The sequence below is a fragment of the Geobacter argillaceus genome (assembly GCF_007830735.1).
GTDB lineage: Bacteria > Desulfobacterota > Desulfuromonadia > Geobacterales > DSM-12255 > Geomobilibacter > Geomobilibacter argillaceus.
Genome location: NZ_VLLN01000041.1, coordinates 1 through 24686, shown reverse-complemented (window position 1 = coordinate 24686; position 24686 = coordinate 1). Strand labels below are relative to the sequence as shown.

Genomic DNA, 24686 nt, shown 5'->3' with positions numbered 1-24686 from the left:
CGATGGCTGCAAGAGTCCCACAGCAGCGGCGATAAACGGCCCCCGCCTCCGTCTCCCGGCCTGTCTGACGGTAGCAGAGCATGAGCCGTCGATACAGCTCCTCGATGTGAATCCGTATCGATGGCCCTTTCGGACAGTTCTGTCTCCTTCTCCGCCTCCCCCGTCTGCTCCAGGGAATCGCCCATCCTGGTGACCATACGGTGGAACTGTGCGGCGCAACCGTTCACAGGTGTGTCGGTGTCGCAGGTGTGTCGGTGTCGCAGGTGTGTCGGTGTCGCGTCTACACATTACACATTTGTCAAAAGTGTAGACGCGACAGGCTCCTCGCTGCGCTACGTGGGTAGCCTGAAATCGAGCTTACCAGCGATAAGGTAAGCCATGTTGATGAGATTCTTCGTAGAGCGGTACCCTCTGGCCCTTCTCTTGGCAGCCTGAATAAGGCCGTTAACTGCCTCCAGGAAACCGTTTGAGAGCTTGCTGTTGAACCAGGCCAGTATCCCGTTCCAATGATCTTTGACAGTTCTGGCCACCTTCTTTACCTGTTCTATCTGGCAGCGGATCGCCCAATTGTACCAAGTCTTGAGAAGCATTTCGGCATCCTCGCGGGTGGGGGCGAAGTAGACATCCTGAAGGGCCAGTTTGATCAGATAGGCTTTGGCAGTCTTGAGGCGGTAGTGGCTGAGCTTGGTCAAAGTTTCGTTCTGCTTCTCGGTCAGGTTCTCGGGGTTCTTCAAGAAGGCAAAGCGACTGCCATGCAAAAGTTCCGGGAAGAGCTGGGACTCTTCCGCCCGGACCTTGCCCAAGGCATCGTTCATGAGTTGAATCAAGTGGAACGGATCAAAGGTGATCTCGGCGTTGGGCAGGGCCTCCCTGATGCCTTTGATGAACGCCTTTGACATGTCGATGCAGGCAGCGGTAACGTTTTCTGGCGCGCCGCCGTGGGCCTTGAGATCCTCCGTGAATGACTTGACGGTCTCATGGTCTTTCCCTGCGGTTCCGAACAAAAGGCGTCGCTGGTCTAGATCGAAGAAGAGGGAGATGTAATCCTGTCCTCTGCGGGCAGAGGTTTCATCGATACCGACACGCTTGACTGCCGAGTAATCGGCTTGAGCACGAGCACTCTGTACGTAATGATCGAGAACACGCCAGATGCGGGTGTCGTGTTCGCCTAAAAGGGCGGCCGCCGCTTTGACGGGCATCTCACGAACCAAGGCCATGACCAGGGCCTCGAAAAGAAGCGTAAAGCCGGAGCCGGTACGTGCCCAGGGAACCTGAACCTGCTTCACTCCACAGGCGGCATTGGGACACTTAACCCGAGGCACGCGGGCAGTCAGGTATGCCTCATATTGAAAGAAATTCAAATGCCGCCACGTTTTCTCGCTCGTATCATATGCCGGCGCGGGCGCACCACAGACAGGGCAAGCGAAGGTCGCGCCGCGCTGAAAGCCAATCTTGATGTCTAAGCGCGTGCTGTCGGTGTCGCGTCTACACATTACACATTTGTCAAAAGTGTAGACGCGACACCAGTTCCTCTCCGACACCAGTTCCTCTCCCAATCGTCAACTTTTCGTACGGGGCAACGATACGATTCTTGCTGTCGCGCTCTATTAGGCCTGATTCCTCAAGTATTTTCACATCCTCATACACGTTTTTGTCCCGCTCAAGGAGCGCTGCCAAAGCCCGGACCGTCAAGGGGCCGTTGGCGTGGAGCGTCTTCAGAAGGTTGTGCCGCTGCCGGGTGATGACCTTCGACAACACCTCCGCCGACTCGAAAAAGACCCGGTGGATCGGCCCCGGGACCTTCTCCCCCTTGTCGATTGCCGTCCAGTCCCGTTCAAGCTCCGCGAAGAAATCCTGTTTGCCCTTTATCCCGATTGTGCGGTTCATATTGCGCCTCCTGCCCGTTCGATCTCGTCGCGGAAATCCTTCAGGAGCGAGGGAATGTCCCGGAAGACGTACGGAACTTCCTCACCCGAGACGTGCTTATGGTTGCCTTTACCCTGCTCATTGTCGAAGCGTACCAGGCATTCACCACGCCGGCCGAAATAGAGCCGGTGGCCCAGGCCTGGAGCATGGCGACGAACTTTGAGGCGAAAGAGTTCGTGCCGCTGGCGGGTCAGCAGCATGTCGGCGGGGAGGCGGCTCTCCCATACGCTCTGATGCCCACGCTCTGACGCATGGCCAAAAGAAAGGGGCAGGCTGCTCGCGCAGGCCTGCCCCTTTGCCTTCTGTATATGAAACAATGTCAGACGTTGAACCGGAAGTGCATGACGTCCCCGTCATTCACCACATACTCCTTCCCTTCCAGTCGCATCAGCCCTTTTTCCTTGGCCCCGGCTTCGCCGCCTGCGGCGATGAAGTCCGCAAACGCAATCACCTCGGCACGGATGAACCCTTTTTCAAAGTCGCTGTGGATGACTCCGGCCGCCTGGGGGGCCTTGGTGCCGACCGGAATGGTCCAGGCCCGCACCTCTTTCTTGCCGGCCGTGAAGTAGGTAATGAGTCCAAGGAGTTCGTAACCACGCCTGATAAGGCGATCGAGACCCGACTCCTCCAGCCCCATGCCGGCCAGGAATTCATGCTTCTCATCCGCGTCCAGTTCGGAGATCTCCGCCTCGATCCGGCCGCAGATCGTTACCATCCGGGCACCTTCGGCAGCTGCCAGTTCCCCGACCTCGGCAACGAACGGATGCTTCCCGTCCAGATCGTCCTCGGCCACGTTGGCCACGTACAGGACCGGCTTGTCGGTCAGGAGGTGCATGTCGCGCAGGACCAGGCTTTCCTCTTCGCTCTCGGCAACGCCCCGGGCCGGCAGCCCCTTTTCCAGCAGCCCCTTGAGCCGCAGGCAGAACTCCACCTCGTCCTTGGCCTTCTTGTCGCCACTGCGTCCGAGCTTTTCGGCCCGCTGCAGCCGTTTTTCCACCGTATCCAGGTCGGCCAGGGCCAGCTCCAGTTGGATCACCTCGATGTCCCGGCGGGGGGCAACGCTGCCGTTCACATGCACCACGTTCTCGTCGTCAAAACAGCGAACCACATGGACAATGGCATCAACCGCCCGGATATGGCCGAGAAACTTGTTACCGAGCCCTTCGCCCTGACTCGCTCCCTTTACCAGGCCGGCAATATCGACGAACTCGATGGTGGTCGGCAGTATCCTTTCCGGATTCACGATCGCAGCCAACTGATCAAGACGGGGATCAGGGACCTGAACAATCCCCACATTGGGATCGATGGTGCAGAAGGGGTAGTTGGCCGACTCGGCGCCGGCCGCGGTCAGGGCGTTAAAAATGGTCGATTTCCCCACGTTGGGGAGCCCAACAATGCCGCAGTTGAAACCCATGAACGTTCCTTTTTGTTGCGTGATGAAAGTTGGCTACTGCCGTGACAAAAGGACTGACAAGCGGAGCTTGGGCAGGTACACAGGGATGTTCCAGTCTCCAGTCGCCGCTACTACACAAATTCCTTGTTATTGAACAGGCTCATGGTCTTGGCAACCCCTGCGTCCAGAAGCATCTCCAGCGCATCTACGGCCCCGTCCACCAGGTGCGGAACACTCTGCATCTCCTGGGGAGTGAAGTTCTGGAGCACGTAGCCGGTGACATCGCCATGGGCCGGCCGGCCGATGCCGATCCTGATCCGGAGGTAGCCGTTGTCGCCCAGTTCCTGGGCCAGCGACCGCAGGCCGTTGTGGCCACCGTGGCCGCCACCCTCTTTAACCTTGAGGCTGCCAAAGGGGATATCCAGGTCGTCATGGATGACTATCAGGTCTGCCGGAGTGAGCTTGTGGAAGCGGAGCGCCTCGGCCACCGCCCGCCCGGAGAGGTTCATGAAGGTCTGGGGCTTGAGCAGCAGCAGCCGGTGCCCGCGGTAGTTCCCTTCGCCATACAGCCCGGAAAAGGACGTGCGCGTGACACCGATCCCGGCCTGTCCGGAAAAGCGGTCCAAAACTATGAAACCCGCGTTGTGGCGGGTCCATAAATATTTGGGGCCGGGATTCCCCAGCCCCACGATCAGTTTTGTTGACATGACGTATCGGTCCGACTAAACGACTAGGCGCTGGCCTCCGGCGCCGCCTCTTCCTTGGCCCGGCCGAGGATGGTGGCTACCGAAGCCTTGGCATCATCGAGGACCTTCACGCCGGCAGGAAGCTTCAGCTCGCCCACATGGATGGAGTGGCCGATGGTGAGCTCGGTAACGTCCACGTCAAGATGTTCCGGAATAGCGGTAGGGAGACATTCGATCTGCAGCTTGTGGAGGGCCTGGTCCAGCAGACCGCCGTCCTTTACCCCTTTGGCGCTACCGACGACACGAACCGAAACCTCGACCTTGACCTTCTCGTCGAGAGCGATCTTGTGGAAGTCCACGTGACGGAGACCGCCCTTGATCGCTTCGCGGTTGATGTCGGCAACGATCACCACGGTGCCGTTCAGAGCACCGCCACCCTGCAGGGTGATCAGGGTGTTCTGCCCGCCTTCGCCGGCAACGGCCGAGAAAAACTCCTTGGCGTTGACACTGACGGCTACCGGCTCGATCCCCTTGCCGTACACCACGGCTGGGGCAAGCCCCTTTATCCTGAGCTGACGGGAAATCCCCTTACCGGTTTTGTCGCGCAGCTCGATATTCAGTTGCTTCTGTTCCATTATTATTGCCTCCACTCGGTGGAAATTTGCTGCGTATTGGTACGGCTACGGCCCGGACCCTAAACAAAGAGGGAACTGACCGATTCGTCTTCGTGTATGCGCCGGATGGCTTCGGCAAGGAGATCGGCAACGCTCAGCACCGTGATTTTCTGGGTAGCGGCCGTTTTATCCCCCAACGGGATCGTGTCGGTAATGATCACTTCCTGAATGGCCGAACCGTTGATCCGCTCGATGGCCGGTCCGGAAAGAACCCCGTGGGTGGCACAGGCAAAAATGGCGGTGGCACCATGCTCCTTCAGGGCAGTGGCTGCCTGGGTAAGGGTTCCGGCCGTATCGATCATGTCGTCCAGAATGACGGCTACCTTGCCACGCACGTCGCCGATCAGATGCATCACTTCGGCCACGTTCGGTGCGGTACGCCGCTTGTCGATCACCGCCAGGGTGCAGTTCAGACGCTTGGCAAAGGCCCGCGCCCGCTCGGTGCCACCGGCATCGGGGGAGACCATCACAACACCGCCATCCGAGAACCGCTTGCGCAGATGCTCCAGGATAACCGGAGCGGCGTAGAGGTTGTCCACCGGGATATTGAAGAAGCCCTGGATCTGACCGGCGTGCAGGTCAACGGTAACCACCCGGTCAGCACCCGAGGTAGTGACCAGGTCAGCCACCAGCTTGGAGGTGATTGGCGTGCGGGGGGCTGCCTTGCGGTCCTGACGGGCATACCCGTAGTACGGGATCACGGCGGTGATGGTATCGGCGGATGCCCGTTTCAGGGCGTCCATCATGATCAGGAGCTCCATCAGGTTGTTGTTGGTCGGATTACAGGTGGACTGGATGATATAGACATCCCGCCCCCGCACATTCTCGCCAATCTCCACCATGATCTCGCCGTCGGAAAAGGTCCGGACCTTTGCCGTAGCGAGGGTAAGCCCCAGACTGGTGCAGATTTTTTCTGCCAGGCCGGGATTGGAATTACCGGAGAAAATCTTTATCCTGTCGTGCATCGCGACCGCCAAGAGAAAGGCCCGCTGCCGGGCCGGAATGTGTTACGGAGGTTGAGGGGATCGACTAAATTCCCTCTGGGAAATCAGTTTTTTACCTTACGGGCCAGCTAAAGTCAACAAGAAAAACGGACCGTTTGAGCGAACGCGGCTCCCAATCGTCAGGGCGAGATGCGCATTCCCACTATTCGTTACCCGCCGGCATTGCCCCTATCAGCCCCAGGTCGAACGTGAGTTCTTTAGGCAGATTCGTGGTCGGATAATTTGCAAACACCCAGCCATGGTACAGCTCTTTATCCCCCTGATAGATCCTGATTTCTACAGCGGGATTTTTGGTTTCATTCGACTTGGAGGTGAGATTGATCCCCTCCATGATGAAATGGGGGAAAAAGTTGAGCACCTTGATGGAAAGGTCGGAGCCCGGAACGCTCAGGGTTGAACCGATATCCACGGAATACGTCCGGACCTTATCGCCCTGTTTCTCCTTAAGGGCCAGCGTAACACCCTTCCACTTCCCCTTTATCTCCTCCGGGACCTTGACCACGGTCTCCTTTTTGATCACCGCACCCTCCGACGGCTTGGCCGGCTCGGCCTTTTCCTCTTTCTTCGTACAACCAACCATGACCAGCGGGACAACCAGCATAACCGCCAATACCAGCTTCAATAATTTCATCCGCAATTCTCCTTGCCGAAGATGACAAAAAAGGCACCGAAGCCGTTTAGGGCCGGTGCCTGGTAATAAGTGTGGCTGGGGTGCCAGGATTCGAACCTGGGAATGCCGGAATCAAAATCCGGTGCCTTACCGCTTGGCGACACCCCAATAAATTTGCCTGAAACAGACCTAGTTGAGCGTAGGAACCGCCGCCGTGAACCACCCCTCGCGACGGGCGATCTCCTCAGCAGAGCGCCGCGCAACCCGCTCGTCCTCGAACAGACCGAAGACCGTGGGTCCACTCCCGGACATCATGGCACTTTGTGCCCCTGCTGCCAGGAGTTGCTCCTTAATCTCGTTGATAACCGGAAACCGGCCGATGGTGACCGCCTCCAGATCATTGGCCAGGAGCGCGGAAAGCTCGGCAATCCCCCCAATGAAGGACGGTAATTTAGCCGGTTCACCTTTGTCTGTCAATTGTAAATTTTGATAGACCCATGCGGTGGAGACATGAATGTTCGGGTTCACCAGGACAATCCAGGCATCGGGAGTCCGTTCCAGGGCGGTGAGCCGCTCGCCGATCCCCTCGGCCAGGGCGGGCCGCTGAAAGATAAAGAATGGCACGTCAGCACCCAGGGTCACGCCGATGGCCATCAATTCCCGGTCGGAAAGTCCGAGACCGAGCAATTCGTTTACCCCCATGAGGACCGAGGCTCCGTCACTGCTCCCGCCACCGAGACCGGCAGCTACCGGAATCCGCTTGTCGATCCGGATGGTGAGACCTTCCCGGCGGCCACTGCGCCTGAGCAGCGCATCGGCCGCCCGCCAGGCGATGTTGTCCGGGCCGTCGGGCACCCCTTCCCTCCCGCAGAACACCTCGATCCCCGGCTGGTCGTTTACCGTGATGGTGATCTCATCGCACAGGCCAATCCGCTGCATGATCATGCGCAGCTCATGATAGCCGTCGGGGCGGCGACTGAGGACATCCAGGCGGTAATTGACCTTGGCAGGGGCTTTCAGGGTAAGACTCTTCATTTGCGGATGACCCGCCGCCGCATCCCGCCGCCCATGGCGGCCATCTGTTGCTTCTGGATAGTGGCCGGGTTCTCCAGGTGGAACTGGTACCACATCTCGCCGTAACCGGTCATCTTCATCCGCTTCCCGTCCTTCAGGAGTGCCAGGTTCTGGGTCAGGTTCTCGTCGCCGGCGACCTTCTTCAACCCCCGCTCCAAAACATCCTTTGCCTTGTCCGTGTCGCCACCATCGGCCAGACACCAGGCATAGAGCGCCCAGAGCAGGGATTCCCTGGGGGTGCCGAGCACGGCCTTTTCAAAGGCATCCTTCATCTTGTCCCGCTTGTTCCGCTTCATGTAGCTGATCGCCAGCATCCCCATGGTGACCCAGTTTTTGAAGAACCCCTTCTGCAGGTATGGAAAGGCGGTGGAGAAATCGCGCTTGATGTAGTGGAGCATGCCGATGGCCGAATTGACCTGGCCGGTCACATAGATCTGCCACTTGCCGTACTGCAGGGCAGGCTGCATCTCCCGGATCGCCTTGTCCACCAACTGCAACTGCATCTCCTTTCTGGTGACCCGCTGGGTCTGCAGATCCTTCATGGCCGACGACATGATCGCCTCGACCTTCTTCATGACGTAGCGGCTGAGGAGGGCAAAGGCTCCAAGACCCAGAACGAGGCCGATGAGCAGGGAGAGCCACCAGGAAAGCCCCACTGCGAGCTTCAGGACCAGGAACGTGACAACGACGAGGGCAACGGAGATGATGATATTGTACATACTGAGACTAAACCCCTTTTTGAGACGATTCAGGATAATAAACGATCAACTCTTCTCTTCGCTGCTGCCCGGCAGAGCATCCTTGTCCACGTATTTGGCAACAATGAGCCGCTTGCCGGGCCGCAGGGCCACCCGCTCCCGGATGTTGTTCCAGGCGGCGAGAATCCTGGCCGAGACATTGAACCGCCGGGCCAGCGATGCCAGGGTATCACCCTTTTTCACCGTGTAGAACCGCTTCGTTTCCTGCGGGTCGGCCTTCGCCACCGTGTTCACGGCAGCAGCGGCAAGCAGCGGTGCCTGTTCAGCCGGTTTGTCCGGCGATTTCTCCACTGTGACCGGTACCAGGATCGTCTTGCCCCGCAGTCGGGCCGTGCTCTTCAGGTGGTTCGCTTCAGCCAGGGACTCGACCGAGGTATTGAACCGCCTGGCCACGGCGGCCAGGGTCTCCCGCTTCTTCGGCCGGTAGCGGGTGTAGACGATCCGCTCGCTATAGCGCTTGTTCTCCGGGATCTTTGCGTATTCAGCCTCAAAGAGCCCCTTTTTCCCCTTCGGAAGCCTCAACTGGTAGTTGGCATAATCCGGCGGAGTGCACCAGCGGCGAAGCTCCGGGTTGAGCTCCTTGAGGACCGGATACGGTACGTCGGTGATGCGTGCGACCAGTTCCAGATCGGTCCGGGAGGGAATGGTTACCGTGTCCAGCTCCAGCGGCGGCAGGTAGGCCACGTCGGCGAACCCGTAACGGGCCGGCTCCTTGGCGATAATGGCCGCTGCCAGCAGCTTCGGAACGTAATCCTTGGTCTCACGCTTCAGGTACGACCCCTTGGTCAGTTCCCAGAAATCACGGCTGTTGTACTTGTCGATGGCCCGGAGGATCTTGTTCTCGCCGGCGTTATAGCCTGCTGCAGCCAGGTACCAGTTGTTGTTGAACAGGGCGTAAAGCTCCTTCAGGTACAGGGCCGCGGCAATGGACGATTTCAGCGGATCTCTCCGCTCGTCGATCCACGGATCGATCCGCAGGGAGTAGCGCTTGCCGGTGCCGGACATGAACTGCCAGGGGCCCACGGCGCTGGCCACGGATACGGCGTGGGGAGTAAAACCGCTCTCTATCATGGCCAGGTAGACCAGGTCTTCGGGAAGCTTTTCCTTCCTGAGGACCTCCTTCATGAGCGGGATGTACCGTTCGGAACGGGAGAGCCAGCGGGCAAAGAAGGAACGCCCCCTGGTCCGGAAGTAGTTGACGAAGTACTCGACCTTGCCGTTCAGGGTGAGCGGGATGTCGGATTCCGGAAGCTCGATCTGGGGAAAACTGAGTTCAATCTCGTCAACAAGGTGCGCCGGATTCTCTTCGGCGGCAAAGGTCTCGCTGTCGGTAAGCCCCAGGGACCGGTACAGCTCTGCCTCCCGCCCCAGGGAGGCCACCGTGGCGGTGCGGGTCGTGAGCATCGCCTCGTCGGCCGGAGGAGTGGCCGGCAGTTCCGGACGCTGGGCGGCAACGCAGGGTACTGCCATGAACATGATAAAAAGAAGGGGGAGGATCTGCTGCATTGGGGGTCCACCGCCGCACCACTGGAGCGGAAATCCGGCACCCGGGCGGCTACATTGAAAAAGATGGCGCAGTATAGAGGAATTTTCCCACCGTGTCAAATCGGGCATCCCTGACCGGTTCCGACCGTTGCGGCCGGGAACTGATGTGGTATTACTTTATGGCCGCAACGGCAGGACAGGGAGACAACTGATCCGGTGCCACATTTCGAAATCGCGGGGGCGGGACATGCTGCGCCCTTACAGGAGAACACGATGACTTCTCAGGAGCTATGGAAACGTTTTCAGGAACACCTCTGCGTCTGTACCGGGATAGGTCTGACCCTGGATATCAGCCGCATGCAGTTCGGCACCGACTTTTTCCCCCGCATGGAACCGGCCATGCAGCAGGCCTATGCCGCCATGGCCGAACTGGAGCACGGTGCCATCGCCAATCCCGACGAAGGCCGGATGGTGGGACATTACTGGCTGCGCGCCCCGAAGCTGGCTCCAACCCCGGAGATCACGACCGAGATCGAGTTCACCGTCCGGGCGGTACGGGAGTTCGCCGCCGACATCCATGAGGCTGCCATTACCACGCCGGCCGGCACACCGTTTCGCCGCCTGCTGGTGATCGGCATCGGTGGATCGGCACTGGGCCCACAGTTCGTGGCCGATGCACTCGGTTCGCCTGCTGACCGGATGAAACCGTACTTTTTCGACAACACCGACCCGGACGGGATGGACCGGGTCCTGGCAGAGATCGGTTCCGGCCTGACGGAAACCCTGACCGTGGTCATTTCCAAGAGCGGCGGCACCAAGGAGACCAGAAACGGCATGCTGGAAGCCAGGGTCGCCTACGGGCGGGCCGGCCTGGCCTTCCCCGGATATGCCGTGGCCGTGACCGGGGCCGGGAGCGAACTGGATCAAACCGCTGTCAGTGAAGGGTGGCTCGCCCGCTTTCCCATGTGGGACTGGGTCGGCGGCCGGACCTCGGTCACGTCGGCGGTGGGGCTCCTGCCGGCAGCCCTCCAGGGGATCGACATCGCCGGGCTCCTGGACGGGGCGCAAGCCTGCGACACCCTCACCCGTTGCCCGGAAACCCGCAAAAACCCGGCGGCACTGCTGGCCCTGATGTGGCACCATGCCACCGACGGCCGCGGCGCCAGGGATATGGTCGTCCTGCCTTACCGGGACCGCCTCCTGCTCTTCTCCCGCTATCTCCAGCAGCTCATCATGGAATCCATCGGCAAGGAATTGGACCTGACCGGCCGGGTGGTCAACCAGGGTATCTCAGTCTACGGCAACAAGGGCTCCACCGACCAGCACGCCTATGTGCAGCAACTCCGGGAAGGGGTGCCCAACTTCTTCGTCACCTTCATCCAGGTGCTGAAGGACCGGGCCGGGGCATCTCTGGCCGTCGAGCCGGAGGTGACCAGCGGCGATTACCTCTTCAGTTTTCTTCAGGGGACCCGCCAAGCCCTGGCCGAAAAGGGACGGGAATCGCTCACCATCAGCGTGGACGAACTGGACGCCCGAACCATCGGGGTGCTCATCGCCCTGTACGAGCGGGCCGTTGGTTTCTATGCCAGCCTGGTCGGCATCAATGCCTACCACCAGCCCGGAGTGGAAGCGGGCAAGAAGGCGGCCGGCGTGGTGCTGAAACTTCAAGAAGATCTTTTCGCTCTTCTCCGGTCGCGCCCCGGCGAGAAGCTGACCGCCGACGAGGCCGCTACGGCGCTCGGCAAGGCAGATCAGGCGGAAGCCGTCTTCCATATCCTGCGCCACGCCACCGCCAACCCGGACCACGGCATCACCATGATACCGCAGGAGCCGCTCTGGCAGAGTCGGTTCAGCGGGTAACCGCGATCGACGACACGAATATCTTCAGCGTGGTCGCTTTTCTTCCCCCGTTGTCAACCAACCGGGAAGTCGTCCGTTTTTTATGGCATAAATCTGAAGTACGAAAGGAGATCTATCATGAACAGAACGAAACGATTGGCCATCATGCTGGCAGGAGTGCTCAGCCTGTCACTCCTGGCCGGACAGGCAATGGCCCAGACCGGTGAACCGCCGCAGGGAAGACCGAAGATGATGCACCGGGGAGAAGGGATGGGCCAGCCCGACCCCGCCCGCCACCTCCAACGCCTTACCACTAACCTCGGGCTGACCACGGAGCAGCAGGAGAAGATCAAGCCGATCCTCGATGAGGAGGCGGCCCAACTGAAGGCGACCGACAACGAAAAGCTCACCGGCGCCGAACGCCGCACCCGAATGAAGGAACTCCACGGCGCTACCTTTGAAAAGATCCGGCCGATCCTGACCCCTGAGCAGCAGAAGAAACACGATGCCATGCGGGAACGGATGCAGGATAGAAACAAGGCCCACCAGATGAAGCCGGCGGAAGCGCCGGCCAAGTAGTCGCCCTCCCGGGAGACAGGCAACAAAAAGGCCCCTGGTATTCCTTCGCGGAATGCCAGGGGCCTTTGTCTGCTCAAACCTTTTGTCCGTTATTCCCCCAGGTAGGTATACCCCAGCAGGGTCCGGTCCAGGAGCTCGATGAAGTGGCTGCTCTCCTCGATGGAGACCAGACGCTTCGCCACCCCCTTCTCCAGATGCTCACGGACCCTTTTGAGGATCTCCGGTCCCTTGTACTGCACGTATTTCAGGCTCTCCCAGCAGGCATCCCCGTTGATGACCGTATCGATCATGTAGCCGGTCTTCTTGTTGAAGGTGATGTGAACGGCATTGGTGTCGCCGAACAGGTTGTGCAGGTCCCCCAGGATCTCCTGGTAGGCGCCGATCAGGAAAAAGCCGATGTAGTAATCCTCGTCTTTTCGCATCTTGTGCAACGGCAGAAATTTGGTCCGGCCGTTCTCGCCGACGAAACTGGTGATTTCGCCGTCCGAATCGCAGGTGATGTCGGCGATGGAGGCGATGACGTCCGGCTTCTGGTTCAGCCGCTGCAGCGGCACGATCGGGAAGAGCTGGTCGATGGCCCAGGAGTCGGGGACCGACTGGAACAGGGAAAAGTTGGCGAAGTAGGTCTGGCGCAGGGCCAGCTGGAAGTTCTGCAACTCCTCCGGGATCGGCTTGATCTTCTCCACGATGCTGTTGATCTTCTTGATGATCTTGCCGTAGAGCCACTCGGCCATGGCCCGCTCCTGCAGGGTGAGGTAGCCGAGATTGAACAGACTCACCGCCTCCTGGATCAGTTGCAGGGTGTCGTGGTAGTCCTCCCGGAGAGAATAGCGGTCGATGCTCTTGTGGATGTCCACCAGCTTCTTGACGGTCGGCGCCAGCTTCTCCGCCGTGGTCAGGTCCTCCTCGAAATCAGGGGTCAGGCGCTGGGTGTTGGTGTTGAGCACATTGGTCACCAGCACCGAATAGTGGGCGACCGTGGCCCGGCCCGACTCGGAGATGATGTTGGGACACTCCACGCCGGCATCGTCGCAGATGTTCTTGATCTGGTAGATGACGTCGTTGGCGTACTCGTCGATGGAGTAGTTGACGGATGAGAAGTAGCTGGACTTGGAGCCATCGTAGTCCACCCCGAGACCGCCGCCGATATCCACGTATTCGATTCCCACCCCCAGTTTGCGCAGCTCGGCATAGACCCGCGCCCCTTCGATCAGGGCGGTCTTGATCTTGTCGATCTTGGTGATCTGGCTGCCGATATGGAAGTGGATCAGTTTCACCTGATCGATCAGGCCGTTTTCCTCCAGGAGATCGATGGCGGCGATGATTTCCGACATCCGCAAGCCGAACTTGGCGTCCTCGCCGCCGGAGGTGGCCCACTTGCCGGTCCCCTTGGAAGAAAGCTTGACCCGGATACCCAGCTTTGGCTGGATGCCGGTCCGCTTCACCAGCTCGATGATCTTCTCCAGTTCGAACAGCTTTTCGACCACCAGGGTGATGTCGTAACCGACCTTGGTGGCGTAGAGGACGGTCTCGATGTACTCGGTGTCCTTGTAGCCGTTGCAGATAATGGGAAGGTTGTTGCCGCTGGAGATGGAGATGCCGGCCACCAGTTCCGGCTTGGAGCCGACCTCCAGGCCGATGTTGTACCGCTTGCCGTAGCTGGCGATAGCCTCCACCACCTGCCGCTGCTGGTTCACCTTGATCGGATAGAAGGTCTGGTACTTTGCCGGGTAGTCGTTCTCGGCAATGGCGTTCCTGAAAACCCGGTTGATGCTGGCGATCCGCCCCTGCAGCACATCCATGAAGCGGAGCAGGATGGGGGGCTTGATCTTGCGCTTGATCAGGTCATCCACCAGTGCCCGCAGGTCTATGGAGCTCTTGGAACTGGACGAGGGGTGGACACAGACGTTCCCCTTCTTGTTGATGGAAAAGAGATCGGCACCCCAGTTGTCCAGGTTGTAGATCTTGGCAGAATCGTTAATCGACCAGCGTTCGGACATAGAAAATCCCCGTTGCTTTCGCTGTATTAATGCATCTCCTACGACAACCTGCTCCTGAAATCCTCGTAGCCGAAGCGTCGCACCACCTTCAGCTCGCCCGTCTCCGGCTCCCAGGTACAGATGGCCGGGTGCTGGATACCGTTGAAGGTAGTGGTCTTTACCATGGTGTAGTGGGCCATGTCCTCGAAGGCCAGCCGGTCGCCTGCCTTGAGCGGTCTTTCAAAAGACCAGTCGCCGATGATGTCGCCGGCCAGACAGGACGGTCCGCCCAGGCGGCAGGTGTACGGCTTCTCGCCCGGATCAAAACCGCCCGTGATGCCGGGTCGGTAGGGCATCTCCAGGATGTCCGGCATGTGGCAGGTGGCCGAGACGTCCAGGATGGCAATATCCATCTCGTTGTGCACCACGTCCAGCACCTCGCCGACCAGGATGCCGGTACCGATGGCGATTGCCTCCCCCGGTTCAAGGTAGACCTCTACGCCGTACTTCCCCTTGAAGTACCGCACCAGTTCCACCAGAGCATCGATGTCGTACCCTTCGCGGGTGATGTGGTGGCCGCCCCCCAGGTTGAGCCATTTCATCTGCGGCAGGAACTGGCCGAACTTTTCCTCAAATGCCCTGGCAGTCCGTTCCAGCGGCTCGAACAGCTGCTCGCAGAGGGTGTGGAAGTGGAGTCCTTCGATCCCCTCAAGCGACCTGCCGTCGAACTCTCGGCGCGGGATGCCGAGTCGGGAGTTGGGGGCGCAGGGGTCGTAGATGGCGGTATGCCCTTCCGAATGCTCCGGGTTCACCCGCAGACCGATGGAGACGCCACTTTTTCCCCACAACGGTCGGAACCGCTCCAGTTGATTGAATGAGTTGAACACCAGGTGGTTGGAGACCTGGAGCAACTCGGCAACATCCGATTCCTTGAAGGCGGCGGCAAAGGAGTGCACCTCCCGGCCGAACTCCTCCCGGCCGAGCCGCGCCTCCCACGGCGAACTAGCGCAGACGCCCTGCAGGGTTCCGCGGATGACCGGAAAAACCGACCACATGGCAAAGGCCTTTAGTGCCAGCAGGATCTTCGCGCCGGAGCGCCGCTGCACCTCGTCCAGAATGGCCAGGTTGTGGCGCAGCCGCCCCAGGTCCACCACGTAAGCGGGGGATGGGGCGAGGTGCAGGATTTTGTCGATGTCGATACCGGTCAATGGTTTTCCTGATGTCGTAGGGGCGATCCTTGTGATCGCCCGCATTCAAGTAAAGGGCGAACACGAGGTTCGCCCCTACAATTCCGGCCATTCCCCTTCCACAACCACCGTCGGCAGCCCCATCGGTCCCAGCACCTCCAGAAACAGCTCCGGATCGAACTGCTCCATGTTCCAGACCCCCTGACCGTGCCACTTCCCGGTCAGCATCATGATGGCGCCGACCACGGCCGGCACGCCGGTGGTGTAACTGATCGCCTGGGACTGGACTTCCTTGTAGCAGGCCTCGTGATCGCAGATATTGTAGATGTAGACCTGTTTCCGCTTCCCATCCTTGGTGCCGCGGGCGATGACGCCGATGCAGGTCTTCCCCTTGGTCAGCGGCCCGAGGCTCCCCGGATCGGGGAGAAGCGCCTTGAGGAACTGGATCGGCACGATCTTCTGGCCGCCAAACTCCACTTCGTCGATGCGGGTCATCCCGACATTCTGCAGCACCTCCAGGTGCTTCAGGTAGTTGTCGGAGAAGGTCATCCAGAACTGGGCCTTCTTAATAGTGGGGATATGCCTGACGATCGACTCCATCTCCTCGTGGTACAGGCGATAGATGTTCATCGGCCCGATCCCCTCGGGGAAATCGAAGACCCGCTTGGTGGCAAGCGGTGCGCTCTCGACAAACTGCCCATTCTCCCAATGGCGACAGGTAGCGGTCACCTCCCGGATATTGATCTCCGGGTTGAAGTTGGTGGCAAACGGCTGGCCGTGGCTGCCGGCATTGGCGTCGATGATATCGATCTCCTCCACCACGTCCAGGTACTTCTTGGCCGCCAGGGCGGTGTACACGTTGGTGACGCCCGGATCGAACCCGGAACCGAGCAGCGCCATGATGCCTTTCTCTTTGAAGCGGTCCTGGTAGGCCCACTGCCAGGAGTACTCGAACCTGGCAGTATCCAGCGGCTCGTAGTTGGCGGTGTCGAGATAGTCCACGCCGGTTTCCAGACAGGCATCCATGATATGCAGGTCCTGATAGGGGAGCGCCACGTTGATCACCAGTTTCGGCTGCACCTGCTTGATCAGCGCCACCAGTTCGGGAACATTGTCGGCATCAACCCGGGCAGTCCTGATGCTGCCATCGAGCTGGGCGGCAATGGTGTCACACTTGGCCTTGGTCCGCGAGGCCAGGGTGATTTCGCTGAAGATGTCCCGGCGCTGGACACACTTGTGGGTAACAACCTGGCCGACGCCGCCGGCGCCGATGATCAGAACTTTGCTCATGAATACCTCCGCTGAGTCACTGAGAACTGGTTTTGCCTGGACAGAATGTAACCTTTGAGGTTTAGTATATACACTTTCTGCTGTCAATGATTTTCCTTCGGCTGGTATCGGCACGCCAGCCACCGACCAACCGATTGAAACCAATTGACTTTACACGAAAAATTGAGTACCAACGGAAAATGGCTTACAGAAGGATCGGAATGGGGGATGCAAGTGAACAGTGAGAGTCTGCTGAAAGGCAAAAAAATAGGCTTCATCGGCGGCGGCAATATGGCGGAGGCGCTCATCCGGGGGCTTTTGACCGGCGGCGTAACGCCGAGCGACATTCTCGTCGCCGAGCCGTTGGTCAAGAGACGTGAATATCTCGTTGACCGTTATCATGTGCAGGTGACGGCAGAGAACAGGGACTTGGTCGGCACTCCCATCCTACTTCTGGCCATCAAGCCACAGGTGGCGGCACGGGTCCTGGTACACCTGGCAGATCTGCTTCCGGACGACACCCTCCTGGTGTCCATCATGGCAGGCACCCAGTGCGCCGCCATCGAGGCGACCTTCCCGAAACCGGTCCGTGTTGTTCGCGTCATGCCCAACACACCGGCCCTGGTCATGGCCGGTGCGTCCGCAGTGTGCCGCGGCAGTCTGGCCACCGATGAAGACATCGCCATTGTCGAAAGAATCTTTACCCTTACCGGCAGTTGCAGTGTGGTTGACGAGAAGTTGATGAACGCCGTCACGGGCCTCTCCGGCAGCGGTCCGGCTTATGTGATGACGTTTGTGGAGGCGCTTGCCGACGCCGGGGTGGAAAACGGCCTGCCAAGGGATGTTGCCTTGTCCCTGGCCATTCAGACCGTACTCGGCACGGCCCGCCTGCTCAAGGAAACCGGAGAGCACCCGGCAGTCCTGCGGGACCAGGTAACATCACCCGGCGGCACCACTATTGCCGGTCTGCGTGCTCTGGAGCAAGGAGCCTTCCGCGCCACGATCATGAATGCCGTTGACGCGGCCACGGCAAGGGCAAAGGAATTGGGGAAGTAAGGCAGTGGGGACTGGGGAAACGTAATGCTCTTCCCCCCTCAGGTAAAGGCCGGAAGAAGACTCTCCCAGCCTTTCGCATTTACCAGTCACGAGTCACCAGTCACTAGTCACCGCCGTCTCCACTCCCTTACCAGCATTGTCGCAAACAGCGCGAATGATGCCAGGGTCAGATATTTCCCCACCTTGAACGGTAGCGGATCGAAGACGAACCGCACCTCATGGTTTCCCGGCGGCAGATAGACCCCCCGCAGGATATAGTCAACCCGTTGAATCTCGGCCGGTTTGCCGTCCACCGTTGCCTTCCATCCCTTGTAGTACTTCTCACCCAGCACCAGCAGGGCATTGGCGGCAGTAGAAGCCGCAAGGTCGATATGTTCCCCTTCGTACCGTTTGAGTTGGACAGTCCCCACTCCTGCTGCAGGTGCCGATTCCGGAGGGGCCATTGGCAGGGAAGGCGGGCTCTCCACCAGGGCAAGCCGCCGTGGGTCGAATTGCGGGCTCTGCATGATACCCAGGGCCTGCTGGGGTTGGGCAACACTCAGCACCGATGGGACCAGCCAGGCCTTGGGCATGACCGTCCGGTTTTCCAGCACCACCTCGCTGCCGTCCGGCGACTGGAAAACCGGGACGTACTTGTCGCCCAGTTGCGCCTGTTCCTGGGCATATTGGGCCGCGGGATAGACCAGATACCGGACATTCATCAGCTCCGGCATTGGTGACGCGAGGTTGAACGCATCGAGGAAATTCTGCCAGCGCTGCTGCTGGACCGGGTTGGAGGTGAACAACACCGGTATCCGGTTCGTGACGTATAACATCGGGTCACCGCCGGTCATGGGCAGGGTTCGGTGCTGGTCACCACCGCGAAGCAGGTAATCCATTACCGGCGTCTTGGCCGACCTGGCCGCAGCCGCTGGCGCCGGCACCAGAAACAGGAACTTGTCGTTGATCCGCCCGACGTCCACCAGATAAAGGACCAGCAGCGTCGCGGGGAGTAACGACAGCGTTCGGCCAGGTCGGCCGAGGAGCCGGAACGTACCTGCTGCCAGGGCGGCAAGGCCGGCGGCGATCCCGGTCTCCAGCATCAGGTTGTCCCAGCGCTGCGTTGCCAGGTAGGCTCCCTGCTCGTAACGGGTCGGCTGGTTCAGTATCTCGGCAAACCTGGCAAGCCAGTACCCCTTCCCCCCGGCCTCGATCCCCAGGAGGGCGAGGAGCAGCAATGGCACAGCCGCAATCCCCAGGAAGTAGCGCCGAAAGCCTCTCGTCTCCCGCAGCTCCGCGTCCATCAGACAGTCGATCCCCCGCGCAGCCAGGATAGCCAGCCCCATGACCGGGACGAACATCATCATCTTCGGTACCCGGAAACGGTTTATGCCGGGGAAATGGTCGTACAGCAGGTTGTAGACTACCGTGTATTTCCCCATGGAAAAGAGGATGCCGCCGGCGATGCCGGCCACGGCGAGCCAGGTGTAGCGGTCGCGGCGGAATATCAGCGGCAGTGGCAGCAGCAGCCAGGGAAGAAGTCCCATGTAACTGACCGTCTGGGTAAAGACCATCCGTCCCCAGTAGTAGCTCTTGATGTTGAGGGGGTTCTCCCCGGCCTCCTGGCGCGATAGCCCGAAGAAACCGGGGATGACGAACCCGGCCAGTTCCTCGGGAGGGAGGGACCAGGACATGGCCTCATCCCGGTCGAGCCCCCCCTTCCCCTGGTTGGCGCCGCTCTGCACCCCGCGGTTGGTATCCTTGGACCAGTCGGCCAACGGGAACAGGGACATGGAAACCGTGGAGAGGAAAAAGAGGAGCACGACCAGGTTCATCCCCAGCAGCCGCGGCAGGGGGAAGGAAGACCGTTCCTCCCGGTCGGCAAGGAGCATCAGCGACCGGAAAAGGCCGTAGGCACCGATGCAGAGGCAGGTGTAAAAGGCGATCTGCCAGTGGGTGTTAAAGAACTGGTAAGCGAGGACCACGGCCGTGGCCAGGAACCAGAAGGTCCGCCTGGTCCTGAACCCTTTCTCAAAGCAGTAGAAGGCCCACGGCGCAAAGGAGATGGTGGCGATCTTCATGACGTGGCCGGCATTGATCAGGGAGGCATTTTCCGGCGCCAGGGCGAAGACTGTCCCGGCGAAGAAGGCCGCGAAGCGACCGGTGCCGATCAGACGGCAGCAGGCATAGACCCCGGCGGCACCGATAAAAAGATGCACGACCATGAACCAGGCGATGTTGGCCGGCAAGGGGATGAAGTGCAGCAGAAGGTTCCGGAGATAGAGAAACTGCATGGAAAGCGAACCGCCGCCATCGGAGGTGCCGCTGTTCACGAACAGGTTCCAGGTGGGATGCAGGTTCAACCGGAAGATATCGAGTAGCGGCATCTCCCGGTACGCCTTCACGGTCCAGAGGAACTCGTTGATGATGTCCGGTGCCCGGACGATCTTGTCGGTGAAAAGTATCCGGGAAAAGAAGAGTATCAGGATCGCCAGCATGCCGGCCAAAGCCAGGAGGTCCTTCTTGCGTTCGCTCATCGGTTCACATGCTCCCTGTAGAATCTCTCCAGTTGCCCGGAGTAGTCACGCCAGTTGTAATGCTCCAGTAGATACTGCCGCCCTGCCTTGCCCAGTGCTTGCCGCCCTTCCCGGTCACGCAGGAGTTCCACCGTCCTCGCGGTCATGACCTCCCAGTCGCCGGGAGCGCAGAGGAGACCGGAGACGCCGTCCCTCACGTACTCGGCCACCTGTCCCACACGGTCCCCAACCACGGCCTTCTCGGCCATCAGCAGCTCGGTCAGCTTGGCTGGGCACTTGCAGCGGTTGACCAGATTATCGGCAAAGGGGTAGATGGCGACGTCCCCGGCCGCCAGGTAGTCGGGGAGTTCCGCCGGGTCCACCCACCCCGCCAGCAGCAGGGCTTCGGCAAAACCGCCGGCCCGGCCGGCGGCCAGCAGCTCCCCCTCCTCCCCGCGGCGCCCCTTGCCGACCACCAGGAAGCGGACCGCCGGCAATCGGCGCCAGACCTCCCCGAACACCCGGTAGAGCCTCTGCTGTTCGAATTCGAAGAAGCGGGTATAGAGGAGAACCACCGGTGCTTCCTGCCCGATCCCTAACCGCTCACGGACCGCGGCCCCGTTTCCTTTAGGCACCGCGGCAACGCAGTTGGGGAGGTAAAGGAGCTGCTCAGGCGGGATTCCCATCCCGCCTGCCTGCTCTTCCAGTCCCCGGCTCGCCACGGTCACGGCAGCGGCGTTTCTGAGCAGCCACTGTTCCTGGGCCGCGAACAGGCGTTTTTCCAGCAAGGAATAGTCGAGGAGGTCGTTCATCCCCCCCCGGCCCTCCCAATCGTCCGTATCCAGCACGACCGGCGGGAGCCGCAGGCCGAGCCGGCGCAGCAAGAGCAGGAGCATCGCCGCGAACCCCGCGTACCCCTTTGGCTTGAAGAGGTGGACCAGGTCCGGCTTTTCATCGAGGGCTGCCCGGAAGAGCCGCCACGACAGGGCCAGGGCGGACAGGGCCTTGCTGCGCGGCCCCAGCCGGACGTTCCTAAGGAGCACCCCCCTGACGACCTCCTCCTTCCCCGAGTCCTCGGGGTTGGTGTAGGGGGGGGTAACGATGGTCACCCGGTGTCCGAGCTGCTGCAGCTCCGCTGCCAGGGGTAGCATCCGGGCGATGACCGTCCCTTTGGGGCGGATGCCGAACGGTGCCAGGAAAACGATCTTCACCGCTCCGCCACCTTCCGGGCAAAGGTCGACAGTGCCCGGTCCGCCGGCACCAGGAATCGTGCGATCTCGGCTGTCGTCAACCGGCGCCCGGCCTGGACGGCTCGCCGCCTGGCGAGAAGCCGGGGCAGGCTGCGGAGCACGTCGGCCCTGGCCCGCAGGGCGGACCAGCCCCGCCCCCTCAGGAGAGCCAGCACGAGCGCCCCCAAGTCGAAGGAGATGATCCACGGCAGCTGGCGCAGGATGAGCGAGGCGGGCCAATTCTTGATCAGGGTGAACCACTTGTTCCGCTGGACTTGGTAGACGGTGAACGGGCTCATCTTCCCGCTGGTGGCGGAGTGGACGTGGTAGACCACCGCGCCCGGCGCGGTGACGCAGCGCCAGCCGGCCAGCCGGCCCCGCCAGGCCAGGTCCAGGTCTTCGTAGTAGGCGAAGAACTCCGGGTCGAAGAAACCGACCTGGTCCAGCATGACCCGGCGGTAGAGGGCCGCTCCGGCGCAGGGGCCGAAGACCTCGGCCGGCTCGTCGTACTGCCCCCCGTCCTCCTCCCCCACGCCGATGTTGTACCCAAGGCCGTTTCCGGCAACCTTGACCCCCACCGAATCTATCCGCCCCGGATCATAAAAATTGAGCATCTTGGCCGCCACCATCCCGATCCGCGGATCGGCCAGGGCCGGCCGGAGCAGCTCCTCCAGGAACCCGGGGTCGGCCTTGGTGTCGTTGTTCAGGGTAACGATGAACTCCCCTGCCGCCGCCCTGAGCCCCTGGTCGTTCCCCCCGGTGAATCCCACGTTCTCCGGCAGCTCCACCAGCCGTACCCACGGAAACCGCTCTCGGACATAGGCCGCCGAACCGTCGGTGGAGCCGTTGTCCACCAGAATGGTCTCGAAGTCGCGGAAGGTCTGGTCCGCCAGGGAACCAAGGCAGTCGTCCAGGTACTGTCGGCCGTTCCAGTTTAAGATTATCAAGGATGCGCAGATCAGCGGCACGCCTTTCCATACACGGCAAGAGTTTTCCTGGCGATCTCATCCCAGGCAAACAGACCGGACCGCTCGATACCCTTAAGCCGCAAGGCTGCACGAATATCTTCGCTCTCCCAGACCAGGCGAATCTTCTCTGCCATTTCTTCCACGGAAGAGGGGTCGAAAAGTTCAGTAGCATCACCGGCAACCTCCGGTAATGACGTAACATTGGAACAGACAACGGGACAGCCGCTGGCCATCGCCTCGACGATCGGGATGCCAAACCCTTCAAAGCGGGAGGGGAATACCATCATAACCGCAAGATTGTAGATATACGGCAGCTCTTCGTATGGCAGATAGCCAAGCACCCGCACGGCACCGCTTAAGCCAAGGCTTTCCACCTCGGCAAGAATTTTCGAATGGGACTGCATGGCAATCCCGGAAAGGACCAACTCCCCATCGAATGCGTGTCGGTCCCTGAGCAGCTTTATGGCTTTCAGGAGAGTCGCGTGATTCTTATGTGGCCAGGTCGCCGCCGGATAAAACATAAACGGACGCTCAAGCCCATAACGTTTCCTCACCGCAGCCAGGGCCGCAACATCGGAAATGGGCCGATACTCTTCACCGCAACCGATGTGGATGACGTCAATCTTTCCACTCGTCACCCCATATTTTTCAACAATGCACTGCTTGGTGAATTCCGAGATGGTGATGATACGTGCCGCCTCTTCAACCGACGGCCTGAAAACAGCCTTTCTTTTGTAAAGCTGGGCCGAGGTGAAGAACTCCGGATAGTACTCGTGCTGTATGTCATTTACCGTCAGCACGGCAGGAACCTTGAGTTGTAACGGGTTCAACACATTGAATGGATGGTGAATGACATCGCAGCCGAGCCGGTTAAACCGCCCCCGCAACGGGTCCAGCCCCAGCGCATTGCGCAGCACGCCACGAATGAACCAGTTGAAAGAGCCCTGTTCATACGTGAAGCCAATCGATGAAAAGCGGGCATTGACAAGGGGAAATTCGCCTTTGTGGCTGCTGTTGCAGATGAGCGTATAGTCATTCCCATGGTCGATCACCTGCAGCCACTGGAGGAGCTTGCGAAAGTAAGTCTCCATCCCGCCGATGGCCCCGGGATAGAGACTTATGGCGTTAAGACCTACTTGCATGATGCCTGATTTCTCATGTCATCCTCGACCATCATCGTCACGATGTCGGAAAATGGCACCGACCGTTTCCAGTTGAGCCGGGACATGATTTTTCCCGGGTTGCCGCAGAGCTGAACCGACTCTGCCGGACGGAAAAATTTCGGGTCCACCCTGACGTATTCCCGGTAGTCCAGCCCCAGAGCGGAAAAGGCTGTATCCACGAACTCCCGCACGCTGTGGGTCTCCCCGGTGGCGACGACGTAGTCGTCGGGCGCGTCCGCCTGGAGCATCAGCCACATGGCCTGCACGTAGTCCGGTGCATACCCCCAGTCCCGGTAGGCGTCCAGGTTGCCGAGGGTGAGGGAATCCTGCATCCCCAGCTTGATCTTCACCGCGGTGGAGACGATCTTCCTGGTGACGAATTCGTACCCCCGGCGGGGCGATTCGTGATTGTACAGGATGCCTGAACAGGCGAACATGCCGTATTGCAGGCGATAGTTCTTCATCAGGTGATAACCGGCCACCTTGGAGATACCGTAGATGGAGCGGGGGTTGAACGGGGTGTTCTCATCCTGCGGTGATTGGTCCACATTGCCGAACATCTCGCTGGTGCCGGCGAAATAGACCCGGCACTGCGGAGCGAACTCCTTGATGGCGGCCAGGAGATAGTGGGTGCTGTTGACGTTGTTGTTGAGGATCGATATTTCGTCCTCGAACGAATAGCTGACAAAGCTCGAAGCGGCCAGATGGTAGCATTCATCCGGCACCACTTCTTTAACTACCTTTATGATGGAAAGCACGTTATCCAGGGAAGCGACATGCAGAATGATCCTCTCCTGCAAATGCCGCAGGTTTTTCAGCTTGTGCTCCGTGTCCTCAATGGCGATCCGACGGACCAGGCCATGCACTTCATACCCTTTTGCCAGAAGCAGCTCCGCCAGATAGGAACCGTCCTGCCCGGCAATACCCGTTATCAGCGCTTTTTTCATCGGTTTTGCTCTGCCTCCCTAGTACCACTTAACATTTAATATTTCGTTTAATTGCGGTATATGGCATACTGGCGTAACTCATTCAAGGAGGCCACCATGTCGCCAAGATACCGAGTAACACTTACCGAGCAGGAGCGTAAAGATCTTGAAGCCTTAACCAAGCGTGGAAAGACCCACGCAAGGCGGTTTGTCCACGCCCGTGCCTTGTTGCTTTCTGATGCCGGTGATAATGGTCCAGGCTGGAGTGTTGCTGATACTGCAGAGGCACTTGGTGTGAGTAGTCGGACAATTGAACACCTGAAGAAGCGTTTTGTAGAAGATGGCCTCGAAGCTGCACTTGAGCGGAAACAGCGGGAGAAGCCACC

24 protein-coding genes, 1 tRNA gene and 1 pseudogene are annotated in these 24686 nt (G+C 59.9%); 5 read left to right on the top strand and 21 right to left on the bottom strand.

Annotation, left to right across the window (positions count from 1 at the left end; genetic code table 11):
• From JN12_RS21275 to JN12_RS21270, 4 genes and pseudogenes are all read right to left on the bottom strand, one after another.
• A partial coding sequence (locus tag JN12_RS21275; RefSeq protein WP_407925400.1) for a hypothetical protein occupies nt 1-97 on the bottom strand: 97 nt, incomplete at its 3' end.
• A 235-nt stretch (nt 98-332) separates the two neighbouring features.
• Nucleotides 333-1472: pseudogene (locus JN12_RS19425) on the bottom strand (ISL3 family transposase); the annotation flags it as partial.
• A gap of 31 nt (nt 1473-1503) precedes the next feature.
• Nucleotides 1504-1887 carry an HVO_A0114 family putative DNA-binding protein gene (locus JN12_RS19420; protein ID WP_145025897.1) on the bottom strand — a complete coding sequence of 128 codons (384 nt, stop codon included), beginning with the start codon at nt 1885-1887 and terminating at the stop codon, nt 1504-1506.
• Complete coding sequence (locus JN12_RS21270; RefSeq protein ID WP_407925399.1) at nt 1884-2024, bottom strand: toxin-antitoxin system TumE family protein; 141 nt, start codon at nt 2022-2024, stop codon at nt 1884-1886. The genes JN12_RS19420 and JN12_RS21270 overlap by 4 nt, the downstream gene beginning before the upstream one ends.
• On the opposite strand from JN12_RS21270, the gene JN12_RS19415 reads away from it, so the two are divergent.
• Nucleotides 1986-2174 carry a hypothetical protein gene (locus tag JN12_RS19415; protein WP_145025894.1) on the top strand — a complete coding sequence of 63 codons (189 nt, stop codon included), beginning with the start codon at nt 1986-1988 and terminating at the stop codon, nt 2172-2174. The two genes, JN12_RS21270 and JN12_RS19415, sit on opposite strands and share 39 nt — an antisense overlap.
• A gap of 71 nt (nt 2175-2245) precedes the next feature.
• On the opposite strand, the gene ychF is transcribed toward JN12_RS19415, so the two are convergent.
• The 9 genes from ychF to JN12_RS19370 form a co-directional block, all read right to left on the bottom strand.
• Nucleotides 2246-3340 carry a redox-regulated ATPase YchF gene (gene ychF, locus JN12_RS19410; RefSeq protein ID WP_145025891.1) on the bottom strand — a complete coding sequence of 365 codons (1095 nt, stop codon included), beginning with the start codon at nt 3338-3340 and terminating at the stop codon, nt 2246-2248.
• 110 nt (nt 3341-3450) lie between these two features.
• The gene (gene pth / locus JN12_RS19405; protein ID WP_145025888.1) at nt 3451-4026 is read right to left on the bottom strand and encodes an aminoacyl-tRNA hydrolase; all 576 of its coding nucleotides are present in this window, start codon (nt 4024-4026) and stop codon (nt 3451-3453) included.
• A 23-nt stretch (nt 4027-4049) separates the two neighbouring features.
• A complete protein-coding gene (locus JN12_RS19400) occupies nt 4050-4640 on the bottom strand; it encodes a 50S ribosomal protein L25 (RefSeq protein WP_145025885.1) in 591 nt (196 codons plus the stop codon).
• A gap of 59 nt (nt 4641-4699) precedes the next feature.
• The gene (locus JN12_RS19395; protein ID WP_145025883.1) at nt 4700-5644 is read right to left on the bottom strand and encodes a ribose-phosphate pyrophosphokinase; all 945 of its coding nucleotides are present in this window, start codon (nt 5642-5644) and stop codon (nt 4700-4702) included.
• A gap of 181 nt (nt 5645-5825) precedes the next feature.
• Nucleotides 5826-6314, bottom strand: a complete 489-nt coding sequence (locus JN12_RS19390; RefSeq protein WP_211360587.1) for a DUF2155 domain-containing protein — start codon at nt 6312-6314, stop codon at nt 5826-5828.
• A gap of 72 nt (nt 6315-6386) precedes the next feature.
• Nucleotides 6387-6461 (bottom strand) — tRNA-Gln (locus JN12_RS19385).
• A 21-nt stretch (nt 6462-6482) separates the two neighbouring features.
• Nucleotides 6483-7328, bottom strand: a complete 846-nt coding sequence (gene ispE, locus JN12_RS19380; RefSeq protein ID WP_145025880.1) for a 4-(cytidine 5'-diphospho)-2-C-methyl-D-erythritol kinase — start codon at nt 7326-7328, stop codon at nt 6483-6485.
• Entirely contained in the window at nt 7325-8086 is a 762-nt protein-coding gene (locus JN12_RS19375) for a tetratricopeptide repeat protein (protein WP_145025877.1), read from the bottom strand. The genes ispE and JN12_RS19375 overlap by 4 nt, the downstream gene beginning before the upstream one ends.
• Before the next feature lie 45 nt (nt 8087-8131).
• On the bottom strand, nt 8132-9631 hold the full coding sequence (locus tag JN12_RS19370) for a lytic transglycosylase domain-containing protein (RefSeq protein WP_145025874.1): 1500 nt from the start codon (nt 9629-9631) through the stop codon (nt 8132-8134).
• 252 nt (nt 9632-9883) lie between these two features.
• On the opposite strand from JN12_RS19370, the gene JN12_RS19365 reads away from it, so the two are divergent.
• Both JN12_RS19365 and JN12_RS19360 read left to right on the top strand, forming a co-directional pair.
• Nucleotides 9884-11470, top strand: a complete 1587-nt coding sequence (locus tag JN12_RS19365; protein WP_145025872.1) for a glucose-6-phosphate isomerase — start codon at nt 9884-9886, stop codon at nt 11468-11470.
• 117 nt (nt 11471-11587) lie between these two features.
• On the top strand, nt 11588-12028 hold the full coding sequence (locus JN12_RS19360) for a hypothetical protein (protein ID WP_145025870.1): 441 nt from the start codon (nt 11588-11590) through the stop codon (nt 12026-12028).
• An 89-nt stretch (nt 12029-12117) separates the two neighbouring features.
• Here JN12_RS19360 and speA read toward each other — a convergent pair whose 3' ends face one another.
• The 3 genes from speA to JN12_RS19345 all read right to left on the bottom strand — a co-directional run bounded on the left by speA (nt 12118) and on the right by JN12_RS19345 (nt 16484).
• Nucleotides 12118-14028 carry an arginine decarboxylase gene (speA, locus tag JN12_RS19355; protein ID WP_145025868.1) on the bottom strand — a complete coding sequence of 637 codons (1911 nt, stop codon included), beginning with the start codon at nt 14026-14028 and terminating at the stop codon, nt 12118-12120.
• Between the two features lie 38 nt (nt 14029-14066).
• Nucleotides 14067-15215, bottom strand: coding sequence for a carboxynorspermidine decarboxylase (gene nspC / locus JN12_RS19350; RefSeq protein ID WP_145025866.1), 1149 nt, complete (start codon nt 15213-15215; stop codon nt 14067-14069).
• Nucleotides 15216-15290: 75 nt separating this feature from the next.
• Nucleotides 15291-16484, bottom strand: a complete 1194-nt coding sequence (locus JN12_RS19345) for a saccharopine dehydrogenase family protein (RefSeq protein WP_145025864.1) — start codon at nt 16482-16484, stop codon at nt 15291-15293.
• Between the two features lie 213 nt (nt 16485-16697).
• Between JN12_RS19345 and proC the strand changes: the two genes are divergently transcribed.
• Nucleotides 16698-17519, top strand: coding sequence for a pyrroline-5-carboxylate reductase (gene proC / locus JN12_RS19340; RefSeq protein WP_281287751.1), 822 nt, complete (start codon nt 16698-16700; stop codon nt 17517-17519).
• A 107-nt stretch (nt 17520-17626) separates the two neighbouring features.
• Here proC and JN12_RS19335 read toward each other — a convergent pair whose 3' ends face one another.
• From JN12_RS19335 to JN12_RS19315, 5 genes are read right to left on the bottom strand one after another with little or no spacing between them, the layout of a single operon-like run.
• Nucleotides 17627-20035, bottom strand: a complete 2409-nt coding sequence (locus tag JN12_RS19335) for a YfhO family protein (protein ID WP_145025862.1) — start codon at nt 20033-20035, stop codon at nt 17627-17629.
• Entirely contained in the window at nt 20032-21225 is a 1194-nt protein-coding gene (locus JN12_RS19330) for a glycosyltransferase family 4 protein (protein ID WP_145025860.1), read from the bottom strand. The genes JN12_RS19335 and JN12_RS19330 overlap by 4 nt, the downstream gene beginning before the upstream one ends.
• Nucleotides 21222-22190 carry a glycosyltransferase family 2 protein gene (locus JN12_RS19325; RefSeq protein WP_246125930.1) on the bottom strand — a complete coding sequence of 323 codons (969 nt, stop codon included), beginning with the start codon at nt 22188-22190 and terminating at the stop codon, nt 21222-21224. The genes JN12_RS19330 and JN12_RS19325 overlap by 4 nt, the downstream gene beginning before the upstream one ends.
• An 11-nt stretch (nt 22191-22201) precedes the next feature.
• On the bottom strand, nt 22202-23353 hold the full coding sequence (locus tag JN12_RS19320) for a glycosyltransferase family 4 protein (RefSeq protein WP_145025856.1): 1152 nt from the start codon (nt 23351-23353) through the stop codon (nt 22202-22204).
• On the bottom strand, nt 23344-24321 hold the full coding sequence (locus JN12_RS19315) for a GDP-mannose 4,6-dehydratase (RefSeq protein ID WP_145025854.1): 978 nt from the start codon (nt 24319-24321) through the stop codon (nt 23344-23346). The genes JN12_RS19320 and JN12_RS19315 overlap by 10 nt, the downstream gene beginning before the upstream one ends.
• Before the next feature lie 96 nt (nt 24322-24417).
• Here JN12_RS19315 and JN12_RS19310 point away from each other — a divergent pair.
• Nucleotides 24418-24686, top strand: a 269-nt coding sequence (locus tag JN12_RS19310; protein ID WP_170241898.1) for a helix-turn-helix domain-containing protein, incomplete at its 3' end; no start/stop codon positions are given.

What these genes read in the sequence shown, in the direction of transcription:
- JN12_RS19395 (WP_145025883.1), bottom strand. Translation starts at nt 5,644, where the DNA reads ATGCACGACAGGATAAAGATTTTCTCCGGTAATTCCAATCCCGGCCTG.
- ychF (WP_145025891.1), bottom strand. Translation starts at nt 3,340, where the DNA reads ATGGGTTTCAACTGCGGCATTGTTGGGCTCCCCAACGTGGGGAAATCG.
- pth (WP_145025888.1), bottom strand. Translation starts at nt 4,026, where the DNA reads ATGTCAACAAAACTGATCGTGGGGCTGGGGAATCCCGGCCCCAAATAT.
- JN12_RS19400 (WP_145025885.1), bottom strand. Translation starts at nt 4,640, where the DNA reads ATGGAACAGAAGCAACTGAATATCGAGCTGCGCGACAAAACCGGTAAG.
- JN12_RS19315 (WP_145025854.1), bottom strand. Translation starts at nt 24,321, where the DNA reads ATGAAAAAAGCGCTGATAACGGGTATTGCCGGGCAGGACGGTTCCTAT.
- JN12_RS19320 (WP_145025856.1), bottom strand. Translation starts at nt 23,353, where the DNA reads ATGCAAGTAGGTCTTAACGCCATAAGTCTCTATCCCGGGGCCATCGGC.
- JN12_RS19415 (WP_145025894.1), top strand. Translation starts at nt 1,986, where the DNA reads ATGGTTGCCTTTACCCTGCTCATTGTCGAAGCGTACCAGGCATTCACC.
- speA (WP_145025868.1), bottom strand. Translation starts at nt 14,028, where the DNA reads ATGTCCGAACGCTGGTCGATTAACGATTCTGCCAAGATCTACAACCTG.
- JN12_RS19420 (WP_145025897.1), bottom strand. Translation starts at nt 1,887, where the DNA reads ATGAACCGCACAATCGGGATAAAGGGCAAACAGGATTTCTTCGCGGAG.
- JN12_RS19365 (WP_145025872.1), top strand. Translation starts at nt 9,884, where the DNA reads ATGACTTCTCAGGAGCTATGGAAACGTTTTCAGGAACACCTCTGCGTC.
- JN12_RS19345 (WP_145025864.1), bottom strand. Translation starts at nt 16,484, where the DNA reads ATGAGCAAAGTTCTGATCATCGGCGCCGGCGGCGTCGGCCAGGTTGTT.
- JN12_RS19375 (WP_145025877.1), bottom strand. Translation starts at nt 8,086, where the DNA reads ATGTACAATATCATCATCTCCGTTGCCCTCGTCGTTGTCACGTTCCTG.
- JN12_RS19335 (WP_145025862.1), bottom strand. Translation starts at nt 20,035, where the DNA reads ATGAGCGAACGCAAGAAGGACCTCCTGGCTTTGGCCGGCATGCTGGCG.
- ispE (WP_145025880.1), bottom strand. Translation starts at nt 7,328, where the DNA reads ATGAAGAGTCTTACCCTGAAAGCCCCTGCCAAGGTCAATTACCGCCTG.
- JN12_RS19370 (WP_145025874.1), bottom strand. Translation starts at nt 9,631, where the DNA reads ATGCAGCAGATCCTCCCCCTTCTTTTTATCATGTTCATGGCAGTACCC.
- JN12_RS19360 (WP_145025870.1), top strand. Translation starts at nt 11,588, where the DNA reads ATGAACAGAACGAAACGATTGGCCATCATGCTGGCAGGAGTGCTCAGC.
- JN12_RS19390 (WP_211360587.1), bottom strand. Translation starts at nt 6,314, where the DNA reads ATGAAATTATTGAAGCTGGTATTGGCGGTTATGCTGGTTGTCCCGCTG.